This window comes from Synechococcus sp. W55.2, assembly GCF_047461635.1.
Lineage (GTDB): Bacteria > Cyanobacteriota > Cyanobacteriia > Thermostichales > Thermostichaceae > Thermostichus.
Genome location: NZ_JANSHM010000013.1, coordinates 19,933 through 38,118 on the forward strand (window position 1 = coordinate 19,933; position 18,186 = coordinate 38,118).

Genomic DNA, 18,186 nt, shown 5'->3' on the forward strand with positions numbered 1-18,186 from the left:
ATGACTGTCAAGGTCATCCCATCGCGCTCGATCAAAGCCTTTCGCTATCGGGTGTTTTGTTTGGGACAGGATCTCTGGAATGCCCGGGATCCGATTAGCCGTGCCAACCTTGCTCTGCAACTGGCGGATGCCGCTACGACTTTGGCCCGAATGGAAGTCCAAGCCGCTCAGCCCTTCAGCTCAAGCCCTTCCTATTCCCTGCCGGAAGCTGGCCATAGGTAGCCATCGATCCAGCCGGGAATCGAGGCCAGACGCAAGGGATCCCGCCTACTCCCACTCGATGGTGCCAGGGGGCTTGGAAGTGATGTCGTAAACCACGCGGTTAACGCCGGGCACCTCATTGACAATGCGGTTGGAAATGGTGGCCAAGAGATCGTAGGGAACCCGCGCCCAATCGGCGGTCATACCGTCTTCGCTGGTAACCAGCCGCACCACCACCGGGCAGGCATAGGTGCGCTTATCCCCCATCACCCCCACCGACCGCACCTCTGGCAGCAGCACGGCAAAGGCTTGCCAAAGTTTGGGATAGTAGCCGGAGCGGTTGATCTCCTGCCGCACGATCATGTCCGCTTCTCGCAGGGTTTCCAGCCGTTCTTTGGTAACCTCGCCTACAATGCGGATGGCCAGCCCCGGCCCCGGAAAAGGATGGCGGCCCACAATCTCTTCCGGCAGACCCAAAGAGCGGGCCAGTTGCCGCACCTCGTCTTTGAAGAGCTTGCGCAAAGGCTCTACCAGCTTAAAGCGCAGATTTTCGGGCAGGCCGCCGACATTGTGATGGCTTTTGATCTTGACGGCAATGCGTTCTCCAGTAACCGGATCCACATGGGTATTGGCAGACTCGATCACGTCTGGGTAGAGAGTGCCTTGGGCTAAGTACTCAAAAGGACCCAGCCGCTGGGATTCTTCCTCAAACACGCGAATAAACTCTGCCCCAATTCGTTTGCGTTTTTCTTCGGGATCGGTAACCCCCTGCAACTGCCGGAGAAACCGCTCCTGGCCATCCACGTAGTGGACGGGAATGTGAAATTGCTCTTGGAAAAGGCGCAGCAGCCGCTGGGGCTCTTCCTTGCGCATAAACCCTTGGTCGATGAACACGCAGGTGAGCTGGTCGCCGATGGCCTTGTGCAGCAGAAAAGCCAAAGTAGAGCTGTCTACCCCCCCCGAGAGGGCCAACAGCACCTTCTTATTGCCCACACGGGCACGTACCTCTCGAATGGCTTCCTCCAGAAAAGCTGCCGTTGTCCAGGTGGGCTCGCAACCGCAGATGTGATAGACAAAGTTGCGGATGAGAAAGGCGCCAGCCTCTGAGTGGGCCACCTCCGGATGAAATTGCACCCCGTAGAGACGACGCCTTGGATCGGCAATGGCGGCACAGGGGGTGTTGTCGGTAGAGGCCAAGGTGTGAAAGCCCGGCGGCAGTTCGGTAACCGAATCCCCGTGGCTCATCCACATGATGCTGTTTTCCGGCAGGTTGGTGAGCAGGTCGGTGGGATCCAAAATGTGCAGAGCGGCACGGCCATATTCCCCCTTCTGGGCTGCTTCCACCTTGCCCCCCAACTGCTGCACCATGAGTTGCATGCCGTAGCACACCCCCAGAACCGGGATCCCTAGGTTCCAAATCTCGGGGTCACACACCGGAGCGGCTGGCTCATACACCGAGTTGGGGCCCCCGGAGAGGATAATGCCCTGCGGTTGCAGTTGCCACAGTTGCTCAGCAGTGGTGCGATAGGAAAGGATTTCCGAATAGACGTGGGTTTCGCGGATGCGGCGGGCAATGAGCTCAGAGTACTGGGATCCAAAATCGAGAATGACGATCATCTGGCGCTGCACTTCGAGGGGGGAAAGGCCGGAACTGGGAGGAGATGCAGAGGGGATCACAAAACCTGGCACAGTGCACAATAAAAAAGCCGGTCCAAGAGACTAGCTTGGCTATGGATACGATGGATACGAAAGAAACATTAAGGGCTCTTCCATGGTAACAGGGGTGGAGAGCTTGCACGCGGCTGCCTGCTCTAAAAAGCCTCTGTCAGGCTTGCCGAGAAAACAGCGCTTCTCGGAGAAGTCTCGCCGAAAAACCGCCTGATGAGCCCCTGAAAAAGCTGGCCACCGGCTGGGCATGACTCCCGCCAACAACGCAATACAGAAGCCAGATGACCTAGCAAAGTTAAGACTTATGATCGTGAAGGAGCGCTCCAGGCCGGTGGGGGTATTGGTAGGGATCCGCAGTGCCATTTTTTTATGTCGATTGTTGCCGAGTCCTTTCAAACCTATCTGCGCCGCCGCCGTCGTCTTCTAGCCCGCCGTCTCAAGCGACAGCAGGGCTGGGTCGTGGTTTTGGCTCTGCTGGCTTTGTACTTGCTCAGTTGGGATGCGCTGGGCGAAGATGGGTCACTATCGCACCTGTGGAGGGGACAACCCCTGTGGCTGGTGGTGATCCCGCTGTTGGGGGGAGGGCTGTACAGCTTGGGCGCCGGGGTGATCTGGATGCTGCGCCAGCGCTGGTCTGCCCAGCTGTTGGCCGAGATGATCAGCTTGCCCCATTTGACTTTGGCTGCCCTGATCTGGCTGGGGTTAGCCGTTTGGGGAGAGCACCTTTCGCCTTTCCTGTTGCGACAAAAAAACCAATTGTTGGCGGGCCTGTTGATCAGTTGGCTGTTGGCCCAGGGGTGGAGTTTTTTCCAGACAGGTTGGGTAGTAGAGGCTGGGCAACTGTGGGCCGACTATCTGCAGGAGCTGCGCGGTTCTGTATTACAGCCCTGCTACCAGCGCCTGGAAACCTGTCGTCTTTCGCTCCATCTTTACCACGCCATTTGGCAAGACCTGCAACTGGAAGAACTGGAGGCCCAGCACCTGATTCAACTGTTGTCTGAGTCGTTGCTGCCGCTGACCCTGCCGCTCAAGGTCTATGCTCAGCGGGTTCACCATTGCTGTCAGCAGTTGGCAGCCCTGCTGGCGCAAATGCAGGAGCGGGTAGAGCGGTTGGAGCAGGTGCTTTTGAATGTAGAGCTGGAGTTGGCCTCTCATCAGTTGCTTCAGGCTCAGCCGCAGCCGGTTAACTTGCTGGCGGAAGATTGGGCCAGCTGTCAGGAGCTGGATTTGCAGGAGTTGGTTTGCTTAAACCAAGAGCTGCTGGGCACCGACCGTTCTTTGCAGGGCTTGACCCAAGAGCTGAAAGGCTGGGCCGACAGAGCCATCCCCGCTGGATTGAAACTGGGATCCCTGGGATGAACAAGGCTGACGCTTCTTCCTCTGAGCCCCCACAGCTCAAGACGCTGTGGGAAAGCTGGCTGGCGGAGCTGGGTTGGCAGCCTTCTGAACAGCAGCAGCAACAACTGCAACAGCTCTATCCGCTGGTGATGGCCGGAAACCGAACCCAGAACCTGACCCGCATCACCGATCCCATCGACTTTTGGGAGAAACACCTGTGGGATTCGCTGCGGGGCCTGCGCCTGCTGGGATCCTGGGAGGCAATCCAAGCTCAGCCCTGGCGGGGGATCGACATCGGCACCGGGGCAGGGTTTCCAGGGATCCCGGCCCAAATTGCCCTGCCCCAAACCCGCTTTACCCTGCTAGACAGCACCCAACGCAAGATTGCCTTTGTACAGGACACCTTGCAAAGGCTCTCCCTCACCCAAGCGCGGGCAGTGGCTCAGCGGGCCGAAATTTGGGGGCAAGACCCGCAGGAACGGGGCAGCTATGATATTGCTCTGGCCAGGGCCCTGGCCTCGGCGGAGACCTGCGCTGAGTATTGCCTGCCTCTGCTCAAGGTGGGGGGACGCGCCATCCTCTATCGCGGCCATTGGACCGAGGCAGAAGCCCAAACTTTGGAGCAGGCCCTTGAGCTCCTGGGCGGAAAACTGATCCATGTAGAAGCCTTCACCACACCCCGCAGCCGTGGGGTGCGCCACTGCCTACTGCTGGAGAAAGTAGCCCCCACGCCGCCTCCTTATCCCCGCTCTCCCGGCACTCCCAAACGCCAACCGTTGGGCCAAAGCAATCGCCCATGAAGGTTAGGATCCTGAGTTTCCATCTTGCTACAAAAGCTTCTCCCAATTCTCGGACAAAAAGCTGCAAGGATAGCTTTGCAAATGCCATTGGGAAGACTAAGATGTGGTTGGCATGAGGTTCGGATTGAGCGAATGGTTTAACCAGGTGAGCCTCCGAACTGAACGCTAAAGGGTAAGGTTCGGAGTGTGCTACGCCATGACCATTTTTGTGGGTAATTTGTCCTTCAAGGCCAGCGAAGAAGATCTGCGGCTTGTGTTTGCCGAATACGGCACCGTTAAGCAAATTAAGCTGCCAGTGGATCGGGAGACTGGCCGTAAACGGGGCTTTGCCTTTGTGGAGCTGGAAAACGAAGCTGATGAGCAAAAAGCCATCGACGAGCTGGATGGCGCTACTTGGATGGGCCGGGATTTGAGGGTCAACAAGGCGTTGCCTCGGCAGGCCGGTGCAGGCGGCAGTCGGGATGGCCGCTCTTCCCGCTTCTGAGTTGACTACCTACCGCTTTCTACCCTCTCTCAGATGAGGTTCGAACCAGGGATCCCGACCTGCGATCCCTGGTTTCTAGCGCGTTCCTGAGAACACTCTGCCCAGAAAGGCCAGGCTAAACCAGGCGGAGGCCACCAGGACGATGGCCGGGCCGGAGGCCACATTGAGGTAGTAGCTGGCGTACATCCCCAGCAGGCTGGCGCTCACCCCAAATAGGGATCCCAACAGCATCACCTGGTGCAATCGAGGCACCACCAGATAGGCGGTTGCCGCTGGCGTGATCAGCATGGCCAACACTAAGAGCACGCCCACTGCCTTCATGCTGGCCACCAACGTCAGGGAAGTGAGCACCATCAGCCCCCACCCCAGCCGCTCGGTGGGCAGGCCGGCTGCTTTGGCCCCCAAGGGATCGAAGCTGTAAAAGGTCAATTCCTTGAAGAAGAGGGCCACTAACCCCAACACCAAAAGGGTGATGCCCACCACTGTCAGCACATCGACAGCATTCACCCCCAGGAGGTTGCCGAAGAGGAAGTGGTTGAGATCGATGCGAGCCCGCCGTTGGATCAAAGTGATCAACAGGATCCCCAAGGCAAAAAAGGCCGAAAAGACGATCCCCATGGCTGCATCCGGCTTGAGGGGGCTGGCGGAGCGGATCCATTGAATTAAGAGGGCGCTGAGGAGACCGGCCACAAAGGCTCCCACAAACAGGTTGAGGCCCAGCATGTAGGCAATGGCCAGGCCCGGCAGCAGCGAATGGCTGATGGCATCCCCCAGGAGGGCCAAGCTTTGCACCAGCAGATAGCTGCCCACCACGGCACAGAGAATGCCGACGGCCACCGCCACCAGCAGAGCCCGTTGCATGAAGGCAAAACTCAAGGGATCCGCCAGGCTGTGCCAGAGCCATTCCATAACGTTGTTGACCTCAAACTCTCCCTAGGCAGCTGAGTCCAGCAGCAGGGCTCGGCCATAGGCCCGCTGCAACACCGCTGGCTGCAACACCTCCCGCGGGGATCCCTGGGCAATTAAGACACGGTTGAGGAGGAGCACTTCGTCGAAGTAGGCCCGGGCCTGCCCCAAATCGTGGTGCACCACCATCACGATGTGGCCGGCATCTGCCAGCTCCCGCAACACCTGGAACAAAATAGCTTCGCTGGGCTGGTCGATCCCGGCAAAGGGTTCGTCAAGGGCGTAGATCTCCGCTTCTTGCGCCAAGGCCCGCGCCAGGAACACCCGCTGCTGTTGTCCCCCCGACAGCTTTCCAATGGGGCGATCCCGGTAGGCCCCCATCCCCACCCGCTCCAGGGCTTGAGCAGCCCGCTGCTGCCCCTTTTTCCCGATGCGGCGAAACCAGCCAGCAGCTCTCACCTGCCCCATCAACACCACATCCCACACCGTGGCGGGAAACGACCAGTCGATGGCCGAGCGCTGGGGTACATAGGCCACTTGCTCTCCCCGCAGCGCTTGTCCGCCGTAGCGCACTTCCCCCCGTTCCAGCGGCACCAACCCCAACAGCCCCTTGAGAAAGGTGCTTTTGCCGGCCCCGTTGGGCCCGAGGATGCCCGTGATGCGCCCCGGCGCGATTTCAGCCTGGATCCCTTGCAGCACCTGCAGGCTGCCGTAACGCACCGTCAGATCCCGCACCACCAGGGATCCCCTGGCCGGGCGAAGAGGGAGAGGAGCAGATTGCTTTTTCATTTTGCTTTCATTTTCGGGTAAGTCCAGTGTACCCTAAAGGGGTACCTAAATCATGAAACGATAATGAAAAGTCCTGTCTTCCTTTGGGGGCGGCGCCGTTGGGTAGCGGCCTTCGGCTTGGCGATCAGCAGTTTTCTGGCCCTAGCCGGTTCGGGTTGGGCGCGTCCCCGCGTTGTGGCCACCACCACACTGATCGCCGATTGGGTGGAGCAGGTGGGCCAAGATCGCATCCAGCTCACCAGCCTGCTGCAGCCGGGGATGGATCCCCACATCTACGAGCCGGCACCGGCGGATGGGATGGCCCTAGAGCGGGCAGACTTGGTGTTTTACAACGGCTACAACCTGGAGCCGGGGTTGATGCGCCTCATCGAGGCCACAGCCCAAGGAGCGCGGCGGGTTGCCTTGGCCGAGATCCTTGAACCTATTGTTGCCAACGAGGACGGGATCCCCACTCCCGACCCCCACGTGTGGGGCAATGTGGAAAACGTCATCCGCATGGTGGAGCGCATCGCCCAAGAGCTAGCAGAATTGGCCCCTGGCGAGGCGACCTTCTTCCAAACCAATGCTGCTGCCTATCGAGCAGAGCTGGAGGAGCTTCATGCCTGGATTGGGGAGCAAATTCAGACCATCCCCCCTCCCAACCGGGTTTTGGTGACCACCCACGATGCCTTTGCCTACTACACCCAAGCCTACGGCCTGAAAATGGGGGGATCCCTGCTGGGGATCAGCACCGAAGAACAGCCCAGCGCCCAGACAGTGGCCCGCTTAGTGGAGGAGATCCGCGCTCTGCGGGTGCCGGCTATCTTTGCTGAGACCACCCTCAACCCCGCTCTCCTCCAAACGGTGGCCACCGAAGCCGGGGTCAAGGTAGCGGAACAGGAGCTGTACTCCGATTCTTTGGGGGAAGCAGGCAGCGGTGCTGAAACCTACATCGCCATGATGCGCCTCAACACCTGCACCATCGTGGCAGCCTTGGGCGGATCCCCTGAATGCTCTTGAGAAGCTGAGTCGAGGCAGGAGGTCTGAGTTTTGTATGATAGGGGCTCAGACCCTTGTTCTCTCACCTCTTCCATGCCTGCTGCCATCCATCGCCCGGCCCGCACCCTCTACTGTGGCGAAGTCCGCCCGGCCCACATTGGCCAGACCGTCACCCTCTACGGCTGGATCGACCGCCGCCGCGACCACGGGGGGGTGATCTTTCTGGATTTGCGGGATCGCTCTGGCATTGTGCAACTGGTGGCGGATCCGCAGAAAACTCCGCAGTCATATCCACTGGCGGGGGAAGTGCGCAACGAATATGTGGTGCGGGTAACGGGAACTGTCCAGCAACGGCCCCCCGACTCCTTCAACCCTCGCCTGGCCACCGGCGAGGTCGAGATCTACGCCGAACAGTTGGAAGTGCTCAGTCCAGTCGGCAAGCAGCTCCCCTTCAGCGTCTCGGGAGAAGAAGCAGAGGAAGTGCGGGAGGAGATTCGCCTGCGCTATCGCTACCTGGATTTGCGGCGGGAGCGCATGTCCCGTAACCTGCAACTGCGCCACCGGGTCATCCAGGCCATCCGCCGTTTCCTAGAAGACGAGGAGGGCTTTGTCGAGGTGGAGACTCCCATTCTCACCCGCTCCACCCCAGAAGGGGCCAGAGACTACCTGGTGCCCAGCCGCGTCAACCCCGGCGAGTGGTTTGCCCTGCCGCAGTCGCCCCAGCTCTTTAAGCAGCTGCTGATGGTGGCTGGCGTGGATCGCTACTACCAGATCGCCCGCTGCTTTCGGGATGAGGATCTGCGGGCGGATCGGCAGCCGGAGTTCACCCAGTTGGACATGGAGATGAGCTTCATGGATCAAGAAGGGATCCTGGAGCTCAACGAGCGACTGATCTGCCATATCTTCAAAACTGTCAAAGGGATCCACCTGCCCCGTCCCTTCCCGCGCCTGACCTATGCCGAGGCCATGGCCCGCTACGGCTCCGACAAGCCTGACACCCGCTTTGGGATGGAGTTGGTGGATGTTTCGGAGGTGTTTCAGGGATCCCGATTCAAAGTCTTCGCCAAAGTGCTGGCTGAGGGCGGTTTGATCAAAATCCTGCCAGTGCCCGGCGGCGATGAAAAGATCTCCAACACCCGCATCAAACCAGGCGGGGATCTGTTCAAGCTGGTCACCCAGTATGGGGCGGGCGGCTTGGCCTTTATCCGGGTGCGGCCCGACAGCCTCGATACCATCGGCGCCCTGAAAGAGAGCTTGAGCCCCGAGCAGGAGAAGCGGTTGCTGGATCTCACCCAGGCCAAGCCAGGGGATCTGTTGCTGTTTGGGGCAGGGCCGGCGGCAGTGGTGAACGAGTCTTTGGGCCGGCTGCGGCTGCACCTGGGCCAGGAGCTGGGTTTGATCCCAGAGAACGCCTTGAATCTCCTCTGGATCACCGACTTTCCCATGTTTGAGTTCAACGCCGAAGAAAATCGCCTGGAAGCCCTGCACCACCCCTTTACCGCCCCCCACCCCGACGACTTGGCCGACCTGAAAACGGCGCGGGCCCAGGCTTATGACCTGGTGTGGAACGGCGTGGAAGTAGGAGGGGGATCCCTGCGGATTTACCAGCGGGAAATTCAGGAGCAGGTTTTTCAAGCGATTGGCCTCACCCCCGAACAGGCGCGGGACAAGTTTGGCTTTTTGTTGGAAGCCTTTGAGTATGGCACCCCGCCCCACGGCGGCATTGCCTACGGCCTGGATCGGCTGGTGATGTTGCTGGCCGGGGAAGATTCCATCCGGGATGTCATCGCCTTTCCCAAAACCCAGCAGGCGCGATGTTTGCTCACCGGCGCTCCTTCCAGCGTTGAGGCGAAGCAGCTCAAGGAACTGCACGTTGCTTCCACCTATCAGCCCGGTTGAGGGAGGTATCTTCCAACGACCACGGGTGCTCGATGATTTCGGCACGGGTAACAGGGCTGCGGAGATCCAGCAGACAATATTCCTTTTCAACCAAAAGGACTTTCATTGTGGAAGCCGGGCCTTTTTAACGGGAGTTCAGGAGTGCCTGGGATCCCTTCTCCCAGCCCCAGATCCCACCTGTGGGAGGATAGAAAGGAATACACCCCTACTTTTTTTGCCATGCTACAGCTGACGGGAAAGAAAGCCTTGGTAACCGGCATTGCCAACGAGCGCTCCATTGCCTGGGGCATTGCTCAGCAACTGCACAAAGCGGGGGCCAGCCTAGGGGTTACCTATCTGCCGGACGAGCGGGATCGCTTCAAAACCAAAGTTCAGCAACTCACGGATCCCTTGCAGCCAGATTTTCTCCTCCCCTGCGACGTGCAAAGCGATCAGCAGATCAGCGATCTGTTTCAGGGGGTAACCGAAAAATGGGGTCAGGTCGATATTCTGGTTCACTGCCTGGCCTATGTCAAAAAAGAGGAGCTGAGCGGCAACTTCAGCGATATCTCGCGGGAGGGGTTTGCCCTGGCCATGGATGTGAGCACCTACTCCCTGATCGCCCTCTGCCGGGCTGCCAAGCCCCTACTGAGATCCGGCAGCAGTGTCCTCACCTTGACCTACTTGGGAGGAGTGCGAGTGGTGCCCAACTACAACATGGCTGCCGTCACCAAAGCGGGCCTGGAAACCTGTGTCCGCTACCTGGCTGCCGAGCTGGGCCCTGCCGGGATCCGGGTGAACGCCATTTCTGCCGGCCCAATCCGCACCTTGGCCTCATCGGCCATTTCCGATTTTCATGCCATGCTGCATGCTGTGGAGGAGAAAGCTCCCCTACGGCGCAATGTCACTCAAATAGAGGTGGGCAATGTGGCGGCTTTTCTGGCCAGCGACCTGGCCAGCGGCATTACCGGCCAGGTGATCTACGTGGATAGTGGGTATAGCATCCTGGGTTTTTAAGCGCTTTGGGATCCCTTGGGGATGGCTCCGGCATGAATCGCTTCTCACCCTTGCAGCGGTTGCTGCTCACCTGGATCTTGATCGTCATCAGCGGCTGGCTGGCCATACAGGTGGGTCGGCTGTTTGGGCATTTGCTCACCACCATCCTGACAGCGGCGGTGCTGGCCTTTTTGCTCAACTACCCGGTGCAGGTGCTGCGGCGCTATCGGGTCAGTCGAGGTTTGGCGGTCACCCTGGTCTTTGCTCTCTCGGTGGTGCTGCTGGTCTTGGTGGGGATCGCCGTGGTGCCGGTCTTGGCCAAGCAAGTGGTGCAGCTGGGGGCGCGGATCCCAGAGTGGGTGGACACCTTACAAAATTGGCTCGACCAGATTAGCCTTTGGGCCGCCGAGCGCAACATCAACCTTGGCCAGACGGAGCTGGTCAATACCCTTCTCAACCGCCTGCAGGCCAGCGCCGAGAAAATTGCCGGCCAATCCCTGGATCTCCTTCTGGGTACGTTCAACCAGGTGATCGACTTGGTGCTGGTGCTGGTGTTGGCCCTCTACATGCTGCTCTACGGGGGCCAGTTCTGGCAGGGGTTGCTCAGCCTCTTCCCCAAACCTTGGGGGCCGCGCATTGGCGAAGCCCTAGCCCTCAGCTTTCAGAACTTCCTCATCAGCCAGTTGGTGTTGGGGTTCATCATGGCCCTGATGCTGGTGCCGGTTTTTGGGTTTTTGCGGGTACCTTTCGGGCTCCTGTTTGGCCTGCTGATCGGCCTGCTGGAGGTCATCCCCCTGGTGGGGGGGGTGATTGGCATTGGGGCGGCGGCGGTGTTGCTGGCCTTTCAGGACATTTGGCTCAGCCTTAAAGTGGTGCTGGTTTCCCTGATCGTGCAGCAGGTGAAGGATCGGGTCATCGCCCCCCGCCTGATGGGAGAGCTGATCGGGCTAAATCCAGTGTGGATCTTGATTGCCCTGTTGGTGGGGGCGCAACTGGGGGGCATCCTGGGCGTGATCGTCGCCATTCCCCTCAGCAGTGTGGTGAAAAGCCTTTACGAGATCGCCCGCTCTGCCGACCTGGCCGCCGAAGATGGGTTGGGTTCCGGTGTAAAAGGATCCCCGCAAGGGCTCCGTCCGAGTAGCGCCAACGGCGAACCCCGCCGGGATCCTACCCTGCCCAAGCCGGAGACCCAGCAGATCTAGCCACCCGAAAAAGGAAGAAGCTCTGTCCATGCGCTTCAGGAGATCACCCTAACCGGCAGCGAAGCAGAGGCTCAATCCTGGTGAACCCAGTTGCTGTATCGATGGCTACCCTTTCCCTCGGGGAGAGGGGCCGAGGGTGTTGGGTCCAGGAAACGGTCTCGAGCTCCCTAGGGATCCCGGCTAGCGAATTTTGCCCTCGATAAAGGGCACCTCCAGCACCTTTTCGTGGTGGATAGGGCCGTGGCCGAAGTAGCCTCCCTCCCCAAACAGTTCGCCGTGATCGGCTGTAACCGTGATGTAGGTGTTTTTGGGAACCAGGTCGAACAGCTGTTCAAAGATCCCATCCAGGTAGCGCACCGCCTGGATCTGTCGCTGCCGTAGCTCTTCCAACTGGGCCGAATCGAAAAAGGGGATCCCGTCCTCTTCTCCTTCATCCAGCCGCTTCAACACCCCATTCACCCCCGAGATGCGGGGCCACAAGCTGGGATCCTCATCGGGCAGCGCGTAGGGATAGTGAGTTTCGCCCACGTTTAACAGGTAAAAGCTGGGGCGATCCGGCTCGAAGCGCAACTGTTCCACCATGGCCGCCATATCGTTGTGCTGGGGCATGAGGCGGTAGGAATCGAAATCCCGATTCAGCAGCGTGCTGGGGTTGAGCACCGGCATGGAGACCATGGCGTGGGTGGTGTAGCCCAGTTGATGCTTCAGCAGCGTCGGCAAATAGAGATGAGGCAGCAGATGCTTGAACTCAATGGGTTGCCGGGTGCCGAGCCGCTCGTTGTAGCGCAGATAATCTTGCTTGTAGTGCTCGGACGCAAAAACGTGGATGGGGCTGGTGTGGGGCAGCAGGCCCATGAGCAGGTTGTAATGGGCAGGGGCCGTCCAGGAAGCATAGCTCCAGCGCTTTTCCAGAGGGCCCAACTTCAGCAAGTGCTTGGGGTTGGCCGCCAGCAGGCTGTCGAAGCGGCAACTGTCCAAGACGATCAACAGGTAGTGATTTTGTCCCTGCGGCTCAGGTCGGGGAGCGGGCTCAGGCAAGGAAGCCGCAGAAGAAGATTTCCACCAGTTTAAGAGTCCCATTCTTCCTCCTCGTCAGAGCGCCAGTTGGGAGCAGAAGCATTGCCGACCTCCTCCTCCCGAATGCGTTCCGGCGGGATGTTGGAATAGGAGTATCGGCCTGCGTAGGGATCCGGAGCATATTCTGGCTCTGGCAGATCTTGAGGCAAATAGTGATCGGGGGAGATCATCTGGGCTTCCAAAAAGCGAACTCGGTCGCTCAACTGATTTAACTTGCGGATGGCCTGTCGCTGGAACACCCGGTCGTGCAGCCGCCAAGAGCCTACATACAAAAATCCCAGCCCCATCCCTGCCCCATAAGAGGCCAATAGCACCAACGATAGAGGAAGCGGGGATCCCGATTGCCCACCCACCACAACCCTTGCCGGGGATCCCCAGTTTTGGATGAGGAGAACGAGCAGGCTCAAGATCCACAAGCCCAGGAGTATGAAGCGAAGGTTTCTGATCGCGTTAGCGGGACGAAATTCTTGCATGGCCTCAACCCTACCCTTTATTAGGCTACCATTCTTCCCTTTCTCCACTGGCCTGGCAGCAAAGACGCTGGAAGCTCAAGCGGAGTTGTTCTCAACAGCCATTAGCCCTCTCCCTAAGGCGCGCTTCAGGGAGACCCCGGGGCGGAAAAAGTCGTTTCTAGCCGCCTGTATCTCTCCTCCAGGAGAAGGACTTGGACTGTTGAAGCTCGCTGCAGGAGCAGGTTTGCGGGTATGGGCGGTACAAGATTCGAACTTGTGACCCCTTCCGTGTGAAGGAAGTGCGCTACCACTGTGCTAACCGCCCGCAGATACCACTCTAGCAGCTATCGACTAGAGCAGGATCTCTATATTACCACGTCAGCGATTGAGCCAGAGGATTCGGATCGGCATGGGAGATGGCTAGAGATAGCCGGGATCCGGCCTGAGGGCTACAGTAAGGGTCAGGGAGCTGTGGGGTGCTATGGCCTACTCACCGACCGAAGAGGCAATTGCTCTGCTCATTGATTTGGCAGAACGAGGCGAGATCGATCCCTGGGATGTGCAGGTCATCGAGGTTATCGATCGCTTTCTGGCCCGTATGGCTCCCACCAGCAGCAGCCATGACCTGTCTGAGTCGGGACAAGCCCTGCTCCACGCTGCCATGTTGGTCTACCTCAAGGCGATGGCTTTGGCAGAACCAGAAGCAGAAGAAAGTGAGCCCAGCCCGGTGGAGGTAGAAGTGGATCCCTGGCCAAGCTGGTCTTTGGCGCACTTGGATCGCGTGTTGCAACCCAAGGCAGCACCCCGTCTTCAACGTACCCGGCCCATCACCCTCAAAGAACTCATCGCCCACCTGCAAGAGCTGGAAACCCTGCTGGAACACCAGCCCGAAGCTGCCCCAAAGCCGCTGGCCCAACGGATTTCTCGCCAGCAAGCGCTGTCGGCCATCACTCAGCTAGCCCACCCGGAAAACCTTTTGGAAACCACCGCCGAGCTAGAATCTCTGCTGGCTCAGCTTTGGCAGCAGGGTCTGACCCAGATCAGCTTTGTCGATCTCCAGCAACACTTTTGCCGAAAAAGCTATCAAAACGCCGGCAGCGGGGCTCTTCACCCCATTCAAATCTTCTGGTCATTGCTGCTGATGGCTGCCCGCTCTCAGGTAGAGCTGTGCCAAGAGGAGTTCTACGGCCCACTGACCATCCGACCCTGCACAACTGAGGGCCTGGCAAAGTAGATCCCGCCCTTGGGATCCCCTTCATCTGCCAAGGTGAACTCTAGAGAACTTTTTTGGCCGTGGCCGGGCCATCCACCTCTAGGCTTCTGAGCTGGCGTCTGAACCTGAGGATGTCAAGCGCTCTTCTGCGCCGCTCTGGCAAACGGAGAACTCAATCCGTGCCTTCAGCATCGTGCCGGGCACGATCCGCCCGTTTGAGATCTTCCCCACTGGAGCGCACCGGCAGCTCGGCAGGAGCCTCCCGATCCAGGTAGTAATCCTCCACGAGGCGCTCGCTGCTGGGATGATCTTCTCCTTCGGTAGGCAACAGTGGCGGATGCAGCAATTCAGCCGGAGGGCAGTCTTCTGAGGTGAGCAAATCTGACGTGCTGAGCATCCCCTTGGGAATGGTGGAAAGGCGCTGAGCAACAGCTCCAATGCTTTCCAGGCGAATCATCTCCTCCCAGGAGCAGATCTCCTCCTCATCTTCTGTCTCGTAGCGAACTAGGATGGTGTCCCCTTCGATATCGAGGATCTTGGCCCGTTCCAGCCAGCGTCCCTGATCCCGCAGATAGATCCACACATCCTTGCCTTCGCGGCTGAGTTGATAGATCCTACGATGAAGCACGGTCCCCTCCTGAAGTGAAAGATCCGAGTGAGTTGTGGGGGCTACCCAGCTCATCCCTCCATCTTAGCGGCTGGACACCGAGGCTGTATGCCTTTCCCGAGGCCAGACAGAGTCTCTTTAGGTTGGGTCGGTTTCGGCCAGAGAGACCCCTTCCATCGCCAAGGCTGTCTCCGCTTCTTCTGCCTGCACATCCCGCAGAAAGGATTCCAGAGAGGCATGGGCTTCCGCCTCCAGTTCTGCTCCGCCAAGGGTTATGCTCTCTTCCGGCAGCCAGCCCAAAAACGGCAGGGGCAAGAGGGTAGAAAGGTTGGTCAGGATCAGCAGCAGCCCCAGCCGGCTGAAATCGGTCTCCGTTACCCCCAGCCCATGCATCAGCAGGGATCCCAGCTCTTGGGAGAGAAACCCCGCCAAATTAAAGGCCGACATCAGCAGAGCAAAGAGGGTGGCCTCGATCCCAGGGGGGCAGAGGCGGGCGGCCAAGACCAGCACTGGCATAAAGGCAATTTGTCCTGCCACCGTCAGCACCAGGCTGTCCCCCAAGCTAAACCAATGATCGTCGATACCCCAATCCCGGTTGAGGTGATAGACCAAGATGAGGCTGGTCAGGCCCAACCCTGCCGAGATCACGGTCATCCAGCCGAACAGGGGCCGCAGTGGGATCCGCCGCAGATACACCTGGAAGATCCCTACCCCCAGCAAACTGGCGATGCTGGTTACCAAGCGCACCTGACCCAAAAATTCCGGCCCAAAGCCGAGATCGTTGGTGACAAAGTAAAAAAGAGCCGCATCGGCGCTGGGAGTGGCCTGCCAAACGAACACAAACAGCACCGGCAGCAAAATGCTGGGTTGCCGCAGCGCCCGCCACACCTGCCCCACCTGTTGTTGCAAGGGATCCCAGCCCTGAGACAACACCACCGGTTGATCGGCGATAACCCAAGCTGCCAGAGCGATGAACAACGGCAAAAAGGCCGTCAGGCCAAACACCACCTGCGGCGGATAATGGGCTAAGAGCGCTCCTCCCAAATAGGCGGTGAGCAGGGATCCCAAGGCCGTTGCTCCCCAAGTTAAAGATTGCAGCGTGCCCGTCCCCGCCCAGTCACTGCCGTGTACCCGCTCCACCACCAGCGAATCTACGATTACATCCCCTACCGCCACCGCCAGGGATCCCAAAACCATCCACAGGGTGGCCAGACCAGCCGTCGGTGCCCACAGGGCCATCCCCAGCCAAGCCCCACACCCCAGAAGCCCTGACAACAAGAGGTAGGGACGACGCCGATAGCCCGCTACCGGTACGGCATCCGACAGCAGGCCGTAGAGGGGCTTGAGGATCCAGGGGCTCATGGCAACGCCCATCAACGCCGCCACCTGAGACGGGCTGAGGCCCAAGCTATCCTTCAGGTAAAAGCTGGTGGCCAGCCGTGCCAGCCCCACTGCCCCCTGCACAAAGTACACCAAGAGGATTCCGAACAATTCCGGCGTCCAGTGGATATCCCGCAGCGGGGTCAGGGTGGATTGGTGCAGCCGTTGCAGCAGAGGATGAATCATGAGCGGTCGCAGTGTAGCGAGATGTTAGTTGGTGCGGTGTTGCCTTGGCAACAGCAAAACCATAAGAATCTTAACAGTCTCTTCACCTTAACCTGTCCAACTGGCTTCCGGCTCCGACCTCCTTGGACGGGTTGCGCTTACCAGCGCTCTTTCTGCTCAACCCAGCCGAGCTACAAAATCTACAAAATAATGAGGTCGAAATGAGGTCGAAAGCTGATCCCCGGGTGCTATGCCATCCAGCCAAGGGCGGGGATCCCAAGAAGTCCAGCATGCTTTCGTCCCATGTTGACCGGCCCAACCCCACCTCGGCGGCACCTGAACCCGCAACTGCAGCAGCAGGCAGGGCAGTAGAGACGGGAGACAAAAGCATTCCGAAGCTATGATGAACAGGGATGGCTCTGAGTTTCTACCTACATCTTTAACTGGGTCTGTTTTCAGGCTGTGCTGACTGCTTCTTCTGCCGGTTCTGCGGTTGATGCCATTGCTCCTTTTGCTCCCCAAGTCTGGAGCTGGCGCGGACATGCCATTCGCTATGTGGTGCAGGGATCCGGATCCCCGCTGGTCTTGGTGCATGGATTTGGGGCTTCCATCGGCCATTGGCGGCACAACATCCCCGTGATAGCTGGGGCAGGATACCGGGTCTATGCCCTGGATTTGCTGGGGTTTGGCGGCTCGGCCAAGCCTGCTCTCCCCTACACCTTGGATCTGTGGGCGGAGTTGCTGGTGGATTTTTGGCAGCAGCACATTCAGCAGCCTGCTGTGTTTATCGGCAATTCCATTGGTGCCTTGCTCAGCTTGATCATGGCTGCCCGGCATCCCCAGTTAACAGCAGGGGCGGTGCTGCTCAACTGCGCCGGGGGATTGAACCATCGCTCCCATGAGCTCAGCCCGATGTTTCGCCTTTTCATGGGTGTTTTCACCGCTCTGGTGGCCTCTCCGGTGACGGGGCCGTTTTTGTTCGATCGGGTGCGGCAGCGGCAGCGTATTCGCGCAACTCTCAAGCAGGTGTACCGCAACCCCGCCGCCATTACGGATGAGCTGGTGGAGATTCTCTATGCCCCTTCCTGTGATGTGGGCGCTCAGCAGGTGTTTGCCTCGATTCTCACCGCTCCCCCTGGCCCAACTCCTGAAGCCCTATTGCCTCAGGTGCGCTGCCCGCTGTTGGTGCTCTGGGGAGAGGGGGATCCCTGGACACCCATTCAACGGGGCCGCGGCTTTCAAAACCATGTGCAAGGGATCGACTACCAGTTTCTCCCCATCCCCGATACAGGCCATTGCCCCCACGACGAGCGCCCAGAGGTGGTCAACCCTCTGATTTTGGGCTGGCTGCCCAGGGCCTTTGCGGCGGTCTAAGCTTTTTTGGAGGTTCCTTTGCCGGAGAGGCCCAACCAACCTCGGATTTTGGCCATCCAGACTTGAAGGGGTGAAGGCTGGGGACGGATTGCCACCTGGATCGGCTCGTCTTGGAAGTCCTTGTCCTTGAGGCGAAACCCAAACTCCAGGTCATCTTTCACCTTGCCGAGACGGGGAAACAGCCTGACGGCTGCTTTTTTGAGTTCTTCTTCGTTTTGGAAAATGGCCTGGTGAATGGCGCTGGAACGCCCCACTGCTAGGGATCCCACCGGCAGCCAAGGGTTGGGCTGGCCAGGCGCGGGCTGGCGACGGCGGGCAAAGATGTTGAACTCCGGCATCCCCTTGGCTTTCAGCTCGTCGTACCGTTTGGCGGCTTCCTTGCGCTTGGCAGTGTTGGAGCTGGCCGGTTTTTTCTCAGGCTTGGATTTGCGGAAACCCTTAGACTGACTCATACTTGGGCTGACGAGAGGGGGGATTTTTTGCAGCTTAGCGCAGATCGGATCCCCTTCTCTGCCGGGGATCCCTTGTCCTCATTGTCCGTAGCTGGCGTGCTATACTTGTTGAGCTTCGGCGGGCGGTTAAAGAGGCCTGTCAGTCGGGATGTAGCGCAGCTTGGTAGCGCACTTCGTTCGGGACGAAGGGGTCGCAGGTTCGAATCCTGTCATCCCGATGGCTTTA

At 59.2% G+C, this 18,186-nt stretch carries 17 protein-coding genes, 2 tRNA genes and 1 pseudogene; 11 read left to right on the forward strand and 9 right to left on the reverse strand.

What is annotated here, in order from left to right; all coding sequences use genetic code 11:
- Window positions 1-222 carry a hypothetical protein gene (locus tag NW828_RS04545; protein ID WP_011432797.1) on the forward strand — a complete coding sequence of 74 codons (222 nt, stop codon included), beginning with the start codon at window positions 1-3 and terminating at the stop codon, window positions 220-222.
- 45 nt (window positions 223-267) lie between these two features.
- On the opposite strand, the gene guaA is transcribed toward NW828_RS04545, so the two are convergent.
- Window positions 268-1,818, reverse strand: a complete 1,551-nt coding sequence (gene guaA, locus NW828_RS04550) for a glutamine-hydrolyzing GMP synthase (protein WP_414381961.1) — start codon at window positions 1,816-1,818, stop codon at window positions 268-270.
- Between the two features lie 420 nt (window positions 1,819-2,238).
- On the opposite strand from guaA, the gene NW828_RS04555 reads away from it, so the two are divergent.
- The 3 genes from NW828_RS04555 (at window position 2,239) to NW828_RS04565 (ending at window position 4,491) form a co-directional block, all read left to right on the forward strand.
- Window positions 2,239-3,228 carry a hypothetical protein gene (locus tag NW828_RS04555; protein ID WP_414381923.1) on the forward strand — a complete coding sequence of 330 codons (990 nt, stop codon included), beginning with the start codon at window positions 2,239-2,241 and terminating at the stop codon, window positions 3,226-3,228.
- Window positions 3,225-4,007 (forward strand): 16S rRNA (guanine(527)-N(7))-methyltransferase RsmG, encoded by a 783-nt coding sequence (gene rsmG / locus NW828_RS04560; protein ID WP_414381926.1) that lies wholly within the window; start codon window positions 3,225-3,227, stop codon window positions 4,005-4,007. The genes NW828_RS04555 and rsmG overlap by 4 nt, the downstream gene beginning before the upstream one ends.
- A 196-nt stretch (window positions 4,008-4,203) precedes the next feature.
- Window positions 4,204-4,491 carry an RNA recognition motif domain-containing protein gene (locus tag NW828_RS04565; protein WP_414329140.1) on the forward strand — a complete coding sequence of 96 codons (288 nt, stop codon included), beginning with the start codon at window positions 4,204-4,206 and terminating at the stop codon, window positions 4,489-4,491.
- A 75-nt stretch (window positions 4,492-4,566) separates the two neighbouring features.
- Here the strand turns inward: NW828_RS04565 and NW828_RS04570 are convergent, their stop codons facing one another.
- Window positions 4,567-5,400 carry a metal ABC transporter permease gene (locus NW828_RS04570; protein WP_011432792.1) on the reverse strand — a complete coding sequence of 278 codons (834 nt, stop codon included), beginning with the start codon at window positions 5,398-5,400 and terminating at the stop codon, window positions 4,567-4,569.
- Window positions 5,401-5,424: 24 nt separating this feature from the next.
- Window positions 5,425-6,186, reverse strand: coding sequence for a metal ABC transporter ATP-binding protein (locus NW828_RS04575; RefSeq protein ID WP_414381929.1), 762 nt, complete (start codon window positions 6,184-6,186; stop codon window positions 5,425-5,427).
- Window positions 6,187-6,249: 63 nt separating this feature from the next.
- Here NW828_RS04575 and NW828_RS04580 point away from each other — a divergent pair, with 63 nt between their 5' ends.
- The 4 genes from NW828_RS04580 (at window position 6,250) to NW828_RS04595 (ending at window position 11,240) form a co-directional block, all read left to right on the forward strand.
- On the forward strand, window positions 6,250-7,185 hold the full coding sequence (locus NW828_RS04580) for a metal ABC transporter solute-binding protein, Zn/Mn family (RefSeq protein ID WP_414381931.1): 936 nt from the start codon (window positions 6,250-6,252) through the stop codon (window positions 7,183-7,185).
- Between the two features lie 72 nt (window positions 7,186-7,257).
- Window positions 7,258-9,063 carry an aspartate--tRNA ligase gene (gene aspS, locus NW828_RS04585; protein ID WP_011432789.1) on the forward strand — a complete coding sequence of 602 codons (1,806 nt, stop codon included), beginning with the start codon at window positions 7,258-7,260 and terminating at the stop codon, window positions 9,061-9,063.
- Window positions 9,064-9,282: 219 nt separating this feature from the next.
- A complete protein-coding gene (gene fabI / locus NW828_RS04590) occupies window positions 9,283-10,059 on the forward strand; it encodes an enoyl-ACP reductase FabI (RefSeq protein ID WP_011432788.1) in 777 nt (258 codons plus the stop codon).
- A 32-nt stretch (window positions 10,060-10,091) separates the two neighbouring features.
- The gene (locus tag NW828_RS04595) at window positions 10,092-11,240 is read left to right on the forward strand and encodes an AI-2E family transporter (protein ID WP_414341734.1); all 1,149 of its coding nucleotides are present in this window, start codon (window positions 10,092-10,094) and stop codon (window positions 11,238-11,240) included.
- Window positions 11,241-11,420: 180 nt separating this feature from the next.
- On the opposite strand, the gene NW828_RS04600 is transcribed toward NW828_RS04595, so the two are convergent.
- The 3 genes from NW828_RS04600 to NW828_RS04610 all read right to left on the reverse strand — a co-directional run bounded on the left by NW828_RS04600 (window position 11,421) and on the right by NW828_RS04610 (window position 13,094).
- On the reverse strand, window positions 11,421-12,320 hold the full coding sequence (locus tag NW828_RS04600; RefSeq protein ID WP_414381933.1) for a sulfatase-like hydrolase/transferase: 900 nt from the start codon (window positions 12,318-12,320) through the stop codon (window positions 11,421-11,423).
- Entirely contained in the window at window positions 12,308-12,724 is a 417-nt protein-coding gene (locus NW828_RS04605; protein WP_414381936.1) for a hypothetical protein, read from the reverse strand. Before NW828_RS04605 ends, NW828_RS04600 begins: the two co-directional genes overlap by 13 nt.
- 298 nt (window positions 12,725-13,022) lie before the next feature.
- A tRNA-Val gene (locus NW828_RS04610) sits at window positions 13,023-13,094 on the reverse strand.
- Window positions 13,095-13,250: 156 nt separating this feature from the next.
- Here NW828_RS04610 and NW828_RS04615 point away from each other — a divergent pair.
- Window positions 13,251-14,003, forward strand: coding sequence for a segregation/condensation protein A (locus NW828_RS04615; protein WP_414381939.1), 753 nt, complete (start codon window positions 13,251-13,253; stop codon window positions 14,001-14,003).
- Window positions 14,004-14,319: 316 nt separating this feature from the next.
- Here NW828_RS04615 and NW828_RS04620 read toward each other — a convergent pair.
- Together NW828_RS04620 and NW828_RS04625 are read right to left on the reverse strand one after the other, a co-directional pair.
- Window positions 14,320-14,610: pseudogene (locus NW828_RS04620) on the reverse strand (DUF6679 family protein); the annotation flags it as partial.
- A gap of 117 nt (window positions 14,611-14,727) precedes the next feature.
- Window positions 14,728-16,155, reverse strand: a complete 1,428-nt coding sequence (locus NW828_RS04625) for a folate/biopterin family MFS transporter (protein ID WP_414381942.1) — start codon at window positions 16,153-16,155, stop codon at window positions 14,728-14,730.
- A gap of 441 nt (window positions 16,156-16,596) precedes the next feature.
- Between NW828_RS04625 and NW828_RS04630 the strand changes: the two genes are divergently transcribed.
- Window positions 16,597-17,508 (forward strand): alpha/beta fold hydrolase, encoded by a 912-nt coding sequence (locus tag NW828_RS04630; protein WP_414381945.1) that lies wholly within the window; start codon window positions 16,597-16,599, stop codon window positions 17,506-17,508.
- Here the strand turns inward: NW828_RS04630 and NW828_RS04635 are convergent.
- Window positions 17,505-17,960: an HHL1-like protein gene (locus NW828_RS04635; protein ID WP_414381947.1), complete on the reverse strand. Its 456-nt coding sequence runs from the start codon at window positions 17,958-17,960 to the stop codon at window positions 17,505-17,507. The genes NW828_RS04630 and NW828_RS04635 overlap by 4 nt on opposite strands.
- A gap of 144 nt (window positions 17,961-18,104) precedes the next feature.
- Here NW828_RS04635 and NW828_RS04640 point away from each other — a divergent pair.
- Window positions 18,105-18,178 (forward strand) — tRNA-Pro (locus NW828_RS04640).
- Window positions 18,179-18,186: the final 8 nt, after the last annotated feature.